The organism is Sphingobium sp. HDIP04 (assembly GCF_000445085.1).
In the GTDB taxonomy this organism is placed as follows: Bacteria; Pseudomonadota; Alphaproteobacteria; order Sphingomonadales; family Sphingomonadaceae; genus Sphingobium; species Sphingobium indicum.
Genome location: NZ_ATDO01000058.1, coordinates 1 through 7,604 on the forward strand (window position 1 = coordinate 1; position 7,604 = coordinate 7,604).

Consider the following 7,604-nt stretch of genomic DNA (forward strand, 5'->3'; position numbering starts at 1 on the left):
GGATAGGCGCCCTGGTGCAGCGTCACCAGCGCCGCCGGCGGCACCAGCATCACCGTCATATCCTCCGGCAGCGCCGCCAGGCCGCAGGCAGCGAGCCAGTTCGTCCCCGCCCCCTTCCGCACCACGGCGCCGTTCGCCACCCGCATCCACAGCGGCTCCGCGCCCGGCTGTTCCGGCAGGGCGACGATCAATCCCTCGCTCACGCGCCGGTCCCCCAATTGCGGCGTATCAGCGTGGCCGGACTTTGCCGCGCATCGATCAGCGCTCGTTCGACCACCTGCGTTCCCCCGACATCCACCGACACTTCCACTTCGAAAAATCCCGTCGTCAACTTGACCTGCCGCGCCGCCTCCTCCAGCGGACTGAGCCCCGCCAGCGACGGCGCGCGCCAGAATTCCACCGTGCTGCCGTAGCCATCCGCCGGGCGCTGCGCCAGCAATTGCCGCGCCTGCGCGACGCTCAGCTGCCCCTGCATCAGCATGGCGAAAAGCGGCGCCTGATCGGGCAGCAGCGTATTGATGTTGATGGGCGACAGATCGGCGGTCGGCAGGGCGCAGACCCATGGCCGCACCAGCCCGTAAATGGCCGACGTCACCCCGTTGACCGCCCGCAATTCGCTGGGGTCGACCATGAAGCGGTTGGCCGCGCGATAGGGCCGCGGCGCCCGCGCATAGGTCTCGTCCTCCGCGCCGCCGGGCTGGGGCGCGCCATCCGTGTCGATCCAGTCGGCCAGCGACGCCGCCGCCACTTGCGCCTGCCGCGCATCGACTCCCAGCGCCTGCAACAGCGCCTGGAACTGCGACACGCCCACCGGACGCACCTTCAGGTCAGCCTCTGTCTCGCCCGCGACCACGCTGTTGAGGTTGAAGCAATTGCCCCCGTCCGTCACCCGCGCCGTGGCCACGCCGCCCGGCACGGATATGGCCTGGGGCGTGCCCATCCAGTTGCCCGCCAGCGTGGTCTTGCCCGGACTGGCCGCCACCAGGTCGCCTATGCGCAACCGGGCGATCTCCGTCCCGGCATCGGCAAAGGCGCGCGCCTGGTCGACCGCGCCGCCATTGCCGGTCATCCGCGTGGCCAGCGCCAGCCGCTCCAGCGCGGTGGAGGCGACCACAGCCATCACCGCCACCAGCAGCAGCACGGTGAGCAGCGCCGCGCCGCGCTCTCCCGGCTTGCGCGGGTCAGCCATTGGCCGGCGCCCCTTCCGGCCTTTCCGCCGGCCCCGGCCCCACCAGGAAGCGCAGCGTCACCGGCGGCTCCCCGGTCCGCGTCACTATCATCTCCACGGCGCGGGGCATCAGGTCGGGCTGGGTCGGCGCCCATTGGTCGCGCCACTCCCCGCCAGCGTCGCGGAAGCGCAGCGCGACATCCTCGACCCCGGTGAGCAGCGCGGCCGGCTCGTCGCCCGCCGCGCCGTCGACCTGCGCATAGGTGCGCCGCTCCAGCCGCCCCTGCCGCACCCAATATTCGACTTTCTGGAGGGAGGGCCGCGGCAGGTCGCCCAGATTGTCCCACCCGCCGCGCACGAACTGGAGGACGGGCAGGCTCTCCCCCTCCCGATGCGACCAGAAAGCGGGCGCCAGCGTACCCGCTTCAGTGCGGCTGATGCGCGGCACCGCCTGCCCCAGATCGGCCGCCAGAGCGCCGCTCGCCCGCTGCACGGCGGCCATGTCGTCCAGCCGCAGCTTGATCTGCGCCTGCGCCGACACGCCGTTGCCCAGCAGCAGCACGCCCGCCGCCGCCAGCATGGCGAAGATCGCCAGGGCCACGAGCAGTTCGACCAGGGTGAAGCCCTGCTGGGCGGAGCGCGCCCTTGTCATTGCACCACCCGCACGAAACTCAGCACCACGGGGGAGGAACCCGCCTGCCCGTCGACGGTCAGATCGACCTGCAACAGGCGCTTGTCGTCCATCGCCTTGACTTCCCGCGTCCAGTGCCAGCGCCGCCCGCCATTGTCGACGTCGCCCTCTTGAGAACCAAGCGAAGGCGGCGCGGGGTCGGTCTGCACCTCCACCATCAGGTTGCGCGCGACGATCTGACCCATCGCCTTGCTGTCGAGGTCGGCGGCGGTGTGCAGGGTCACGCCCTGCAAGCGCACGAGAGCCAGCGCGGCAAGGCTGAACACTGCCAGCGCGACCAGCATTTCGAGGAGGGTAAAGCCGTGCTCCTCCCCACGCGCCTTGCGGCAACGTGACAGCATGAGGCGCGTCCTACCCACCGACGACGACCTTTCCGGCCATGTCGACCGAAATCGAGACCCGTTCTCCCTCGCGGGCAAGGATCACGGTCATCGGATCGGTCGGCAAGCCCGTCCCGTCGAAACCGATCTGCTGCCGTCCGTCCTTGCCGACCAGCGCTCGCGTCCCCGGTTTCCAGTCAGCGGTGGCGAAGGGCTTATCCTCCAGCCCCACCCATTGCCCGCCGTCGCGGCGTTGAAAGCCATAGCCGGAAGGCGATACCCACACCCCCATGGGACGCGCCGTAACGACCGCTTCGTCGCGGGCCGCGGCCAGGCGCGCGGCGAAGCGGTCGGCATCCTCTATCACGCGCCCGCGCGGATCGGGGATCGCCAGCACGACCGCAGCCGAAATGAAGCCGATGATCGTCAGCACGACCATCAGCTCGATCAATGTGAAGCCCGTCTGCCCCTTCGTTTCGAGCGAAGTCGAGAAACGGCAGGCCTCCTCCTTCCCGCCTCCGCCGAACGAGGGGCGGAAACGATCAAAGCTCGCTGGAATAGATGTCGGCATTTTCATTGTCGCCACCCGGCTGCCCGTCCGCGCCCAGCGAACCGATGTCGAACGCGCCCCTTCGTCCCGGCACGACATAGCTGTAGGGCCTGCCCCAGGGATCGTTCGGCAGCTTCTTGATATAGCCCCCGCGCCGGTAACGCTGCGGCTGGACGAGCGAGGCCGGCGGGCTGATCAGCGCCTGCAGCCCGTCCGTCGCGGAGGGATAGGTCAGGTTGTCGAGCCGATATTGCTCCAGCGCCTGTTCGATGGTGGCGATGTCGGCCCTGGCCTTCTCCACCCGCGCCGTGTCCGTAGCCGGAATGACGTTGATCGCCACGATCGTCGCCAGCAGGCCGATGATGACGATCACGACCATCAGTTCGACCAGCGTGAAGCCGTGTTCGGCGGAACGCCTCAAGGGCGTGAAGCCGTGTTCGGCGGAACGCCTCAAGGGCGCGAAGCCGTGTTCGGCGGAACGCCTCACGGGCGTGAAGCCGTGTTCGGCGGAACGCCTCAAGGACGTGAAGCCGTGTTCGGCGGAACGCTTCAAGGACATGAAGCCGTGTTCGCCCATTGCGCCATCCTGCTCCTGCCTTCGCAGGAGCACGGCGCACTTCAACCTCTTCAAATCGGGCATAAACACTCCTCAGGCCCCGGTAAGGCTCTGCAATTGCAGGATCGGCAACAGGATGGACAGGATGATGACCGCGACGATGCCGCCCATCAAGATGATGATCGCCGGCTCCAGCATGGCCAGCGCGGCGGAGGTGAAGCTATCGAATTCCCGCTCCAGATAGTCCGCCGCCCGCTCCAGCATGCTGTCCAGCCGCCCGGCGCTCTCTCCGCTCGCCGCCAGATAGACCAGCAAGGGGGGAAACACCCCCGCTCGCCGCAGCGCCGCCGACAGGCTGCCGCCGCCGCGAATGGCCTCCACGATCTCCTCCGACGCCTGGCGCAGCACCCGGTTATGGACGGTCTGGGTGGTCAGCGACAGCCCCTCCATCAAAGGCAGGCGGCTGGCCACCATGGTCGAGAGCGTCCGCGCCATCCGCGCCGCATGAAGGTCGCGGATCAGTCGTCCCAGCAAGGGCAAGCGCAGCAGCGTCGCATCGAAACGATAGCGGAAGCTCTCGATTTTCAATGCCCGCCAAAAGCCGAAGCCAGCCACCCCCAGCAGGATCGCCAGCAGCCACCAATAGCCCGCCAGAAAGGCCGAAATCCCCATCACCATGCGGGTGAGCAGCGGCAGTTGCTGGCCCACCGTGTCGAACTGCTCCACTACCTTGGGGACGACGAAGATCATCAGCGCCGCGACCACGCACACCGCAAAGGCGGCAAGCACGGAAGGATAGGCGATGGCGGTCAGCACCTTCGACCGGATCACCGCCTGCCGTTCCATGAGGTCGGACAGGCGCTCCATGATCGTGGGCAGGCTGCCCGAACTCTCGCCCGCCGAGATCATCGCGCGGTAGAGCGGCGGGAAGCTCCTCGGCTCGGCGCCCAGGGCATCGGCCAGCCGCCGCCCCTCCAGCACGCCAGAATGCACCTTGCCGACAATGGCCTGCACATGCGCCTGCTCGCTTTGGCGCCCGATGGTGCGCAGCGACTCCTCCAGCGGACTGACCTGGATCAGCGTCGACAACTGCCGGGTGAACAGCGTCAGTTCCTTGGCCGAAAGGCGGGGCGCGCGCAGCGACAGCCCTGCCCGCCTGCGCGCCTTCTCCACCGCGCCCGGCTCGATCCGCACGATGAACAGCTTGCGCGCATCCAGCTTCGCCCGCGCATCCTCGACCGTTTCGGCCTTGATCGCGCCCTTGCGCTCGCGCCCGGCGGGGTCGATGGCGATATAGTCGAACTCAGCCATCCGGGATCGTTTCCACCTCGCCCGCGTCGCGCCGGGACACGCGGATCGCCTCTTCCGCCGTGGTCTGGCCGTCCCGCACCAGCGCCCGCGCCGCCGAACCCAGATTGGGGGCGTTCAGGAAAGCATGGCGCGCCACCAATGATTCATCGCCGCCGTCGTTGATCAGGCGGCGGATGGTGTCGTCCACCCGGATCGCCTCGAACACGCCGATGCGGCCCTTGTAGCCGGTGCCGTTGCATGCCTCGCATCCCCGCGCCCGATAGATGATCGTGCCCGGATCGAAGCCCAGCAGGGCGCTGGCGGACTTGTCCGCCTGCACCGGCTCCCGGCAATGCTGGCAGAGCCGCCGCACCAGCCGCTGCGCGATCACGGCGCGCAGGGTGGAGGCGAGCAGGAACGGTTCCACCCGCATGTCGCGCATCCGCGTGATCGCGCCCACGGCATCGTTGGTGTGGACGGTGGACAGCACCAGATGCCCCGTCAGGGACGCCTGCACGGCGATTTCGGCCGTCTCCCGGTCGCGGATTTCGCCGACCATCACCACGTCGGGGTCTTGGCGCAGGATCGCCCGCAGCCCCGCCGCGAAGGTCAGTCCGACCTTGGCGTTCACCTGCGTCTGGCCGACGCCCTCGATCGCATATTCGACCGGGTCTTCGACGGTCAGGATATTGCGCGTGCCGTCGTTAAGTTGTCGCAGCCCCGCATAGAGCGTCGTCGTCTTGCCCGATCCCGTCGGTCCGGTGACCAGGATGATGCCATTGGGTTCCTGCAACCCCTCCCGGAAAATCCTGTCCGCCGCCCCGGCCATGCCCAGCAGGTCGAGGTTCATGCCCGCATTCTCCTTGTCGAGAATGCGCAGCACCACCCGCTCTCCCGCCCGGCTCGGCAGGGTCGACACGCGCACGTCGAGCAGCTTCCCGCCCAGCGTCAGCCCGATCCGCCCGTCCTGCGGCACGCGCCGCTCGGCTATGTCGAGGCGGGCCATCACCTTGATGCGGCTGACGACGACCGGCGCGACATGCGGCGGCATCCGCAAGGTTTCGCGCAACACGCCGTCGACGCGCATCCGCACGATCAGGCCGGTCTCATAGGGTTCGATATGGATGTCCGACACGCCCTGCCGCGCCGCTTCGGCGATGATGCCGTTGATAAGGCGGATGGCAGGCGCATCGTCCGCGCTGTCGAGCAGGTCGTCGGCGGTCGGAATGTCGGCGGCCAATATGTCCAGCTCGTCCGCCCCGACGTCGAGCGATCCCGCCATGGCCGCCGCGCTGCCCTCCATCGCATAATGGTCCGACAAATGCCGGTCGAACTGCGCGGCATCGACGAAACGCACGTCGAAGCTGCGCGCCAGATGCCGCCGCACCTCCAGCAGGACGCGGGGATCGCTGCCTTCGCGCACGGCGATGGTCAGCCGCTCTCCCTCCAGCGGCAGCATGACCACGCCATGCCTGCGCGCGAAGGCATAGGGTATGTCGACGGCGCGGGGGGCGATATGCGGGGCAATCGCTCCATCTTGCTCCTGCGCAGGCAGGAGCCCAGGGCCAGATTGCGCTTTCCCACCCTGGACTCCTGCCTGCGCAGGAGCACGTTGCTGCTCGTCGTTCACGGCTTTGCCTCACTTGGCGGAACGGGCCGCACCACGTCGCTCGACTGGCGGGCGGTCGGTTCGATGATCTCGGCGGGCGGCCGCGCCACGGCGTCGCCCGGCTGCGGCGCTGCGGCCGGAGGAGCCGCACCCATATAGTCGCGCACCAGTTCGTCGATGCTCGGCTCCTGTTCCGGATTGCGCAGCAACTGCATGCCGCGAATATAGCCGTAGCGCTGCTGCGTCAGTTTCTGCGCATCCTCCTTGGACCGCAGGATGGTGGGGCGGATGAAGACCATCAGGTTCGTCTTGGTCCGGCTCTTGCTGCGCGACTTGAACAGTTCGCCAAGGCCGGGAATGTCGGACAGCAGCGGAATGCGCTCTATCGTCTTGCGCTCATTGTCGTCCAGCAGGCCGCCCAGCGCCAATATCTCGCCATCGTCGACCGTCACGGTCGTCTCGATCTCGCGCTTGTTGATGATGAGGTCGCTGTTGTTGTTCGACACCGGCCCGGCGACGCTGGACACTTCCTGCTTCAGGAACAGCTTGATCGCGCCGCCGGTGTTGATCTGGGGCTTCACCTCCAGCTTGATGCCGACATCCTGCCGCTGGACGGTACGGAACTGGTTGTCGAAATTCTGGCTCAGCGCCTCGCCCGTCGTCACCGGCACCTGCTGGCCGACCAGGATCGACGCCTTCTGGTTGTCCAGCGTCATGACGGAGGGGGTGGAGAGGATGTTGCTGTCGGTGTCGGACCGCACGGCGTTGATGATCGCGCCCAGCACCCCATTGTCGCCCAGTTGCGTGGCGATGCCGCCAAAGCCCCCGGTCGCGTTCAGCAGCGAACTGACCGCCGCTTCCTGAAGCGTGTCGCCCAATTGGCTGTTCTCCGTCGTCACCGTGGTGGTGCCGTTGACCGTCGTGGTCGTCCGGTTGAGCCGGGTCGCGGCATAGGCGCCCGCCAATGTCAGGATGTTGGGATTGGCGTTAGAATAGTTGGTCGCGGCAAAGCCGGTCTTGGTGCTGCCGATCAGGAATTGCACGCCCAGCTTCCTGGCGGCGGCGTCGCTGATCTCGACGATGATCGCCTCCACCAGCACCTGTTCGCGCCGCGTGTCGATCTGGCGGATCGTCTCGCCCAGCATCCGCTGCACGTCGCTGTTCGCCGCGACGATGATCGCATTGGCGCCTTCATAGCGGGTGACGATGGCAGGGCCGCGGGACGAAATCCCGTTGCCGCCCGAACCGCCCGACCCCGCCACCATGGTCGAGGCGGCGGCAGGCGCGGCGGAGGGCGGGGTTCCGGCGGCCGGGGTTGAAGCGGTCACGGGCGAAGCGGTCGCCTGGCCCACCAGTTGCTGCAACACCGGCAGCAGCTTTTCGGCATCGGCATGTTCCAGCCAGTAGACGCGGATTTCGG

The 7,604-nt window shown here is 67.9% G+C and carries 8 protein-coding genes and 1 pseudogene; all 9 read right to left on the reverse strand.

The features are described from left to right. Positions 1 to 203 (reverse strand): annotated as a pseudogene (locus L286_RS0124320) (type II secretion system protein GspL); the annotation flags it as partial. Further along, on the reverse strand, positions 200 to 1,189 hold the full coding sequence (gene gspK / locus L286_RS29935; protein ID WP_020821080.1) for a type II secretion system minor pseudopilin GspK: 990 nt from the start codon (positions 1,187 to 1,189) through the stop codon (positions 200 to 202). The pseudogene L286_RS0124320 and the gene gspK, both read right to left, overlap by 4 nt. Then, on the reverse strand, positions 1,182 to 1,820 hold the full coding sequence (gene gspJ, locus L286_RS29940) for a type II secretion system minor pseudopilin GspJ (protein ID WP_007688415.1): 639 nt from the start codon (positions 1,818 to 1,820) through the stop codon (positions 1,182 to 1,184). The genes gspK and gspJ overlap by 8 nt, the downstream gene beginning before the upstream one ends. Continuing rightward, a complete protein-coding gene (gene gspI / locus L286_RS29945) occupies positions 1,817 to 2,200 on the reverse strand; it encodes a type II secretion system minor pseudopilin GspI (protein ID WP_029986420.1) in 384 nt (127 codons plus the stop codon). The genes gspJ and gspI overlap by 4 nt, the downstream gene beginning before the upstream one ends. Before the next feature lie 10 nt (positions 2,201 to 2,210). Further along, positions 2,211 to 2,750 carry a GspH/FimT family pseudopilin gene (locus tag L286_RS29950; protein WP_020821078.1) on the reverse strand — a complete coding sequence of 180 codons (540 nt, stop codon included), beginning with the start codon at positions 2,748 to 2,750 and terminating at the stop codon, positions 2,211 to 2,213. Beyond that, positions 2,722 to 3,288 (reverse strand): type II secretion system major pseudopilin GspG, encoded by a 567-nt coding sequence (gene gspG / locus L286_RS29955; protein ID WP_380775746.1) that lies wholly within the window; start codon positions 3,286 to 3,288, stop codon positions 2,722 to 2,724. Before gspG ends, L286_RS29950 begins: the two co-directional genes overlap by 29 nt. 90 nt (positions 3,289 to 3,378) lie before the next feature. Then, complete coding sequence (gspF, locus tag L286_RS29960; protein ID WP_020821076.1) at positions 3,379 to 4,596, reverse strand: type II secretion system inner membrane protein GspF; 1,218 nt, start codon at positions 4,594 to 4,596, stop codon at positions 3,379 to 3,381. Then, entirely contained in the window at positions 4,589 to 6,130 is a 1,542-nt protein-coding gene (gspE, locus tag L286_RS29965) for a type II secretion system ATPase GspE (RefSeq protein WP_050983567.1), read from the reverse strand. The genes gspF and gspE overlap by 8 nt, the downstream gene beginning before the upstream one ends. Before the next feature lie 71 nt (positions 6,131 to 6,201). Beyond that, on the reverse strand, positions 6,202 to 7,604 hold a 1,403-nt coding region (gene gspD, locus L286_RS29970; protein WP_021223164.1), incomplete at its 5' end, for a type II secretion system secretin GspD.

What these genes read in the sequence shown, in the direction of transcription:
- gspK (WP_020821080.1), bottom strand. Translation starts at nt 1,189, where the DNA reads ATGGCTGACCCGCGCAAGCCGGGAGAGCGCGGCGCGGCGCTGCTCACC.
- gspJ (WP_007688415.1), bottom strand. Translation starts at nt 1,820, where the DNA reads ATGACAAGGGCGCGCTCCGCCCAGCAGGGCTTCACCCTGGTCGAACTG.
- gspI (WP_029986420.1), bottom strand. Translation starts at nt 2,200, where the DNA reads ATGCTGTCACGTTGCCGCAAGGCGCGTGGGGAGGAGCACGGCTTTACC.
- L286_RS29950 (WP_020821078.1), bottom strand. Translation starts at nt 2,750, where the DNA reads ATGCCGACATCTATTCCAGCGAGCTTTGATCGTTTCCGCCCCTCGTTC.
- gspG (WP_380775746.1), bottom strand. Translation starts at nt 3,288, where the DNA reads ATGTCCTTGAAGCGTTCCGCCGAACACGGCTTCACGTCCTTGAGGCGT.
- gspF (WP_020821076.1), bottom strand. Translation starts at nt 4,596, where the DNA reads ATGGCTGAGTTCGACTATATCGCCATCGACCCCGCCGGGCGCGAGCGC.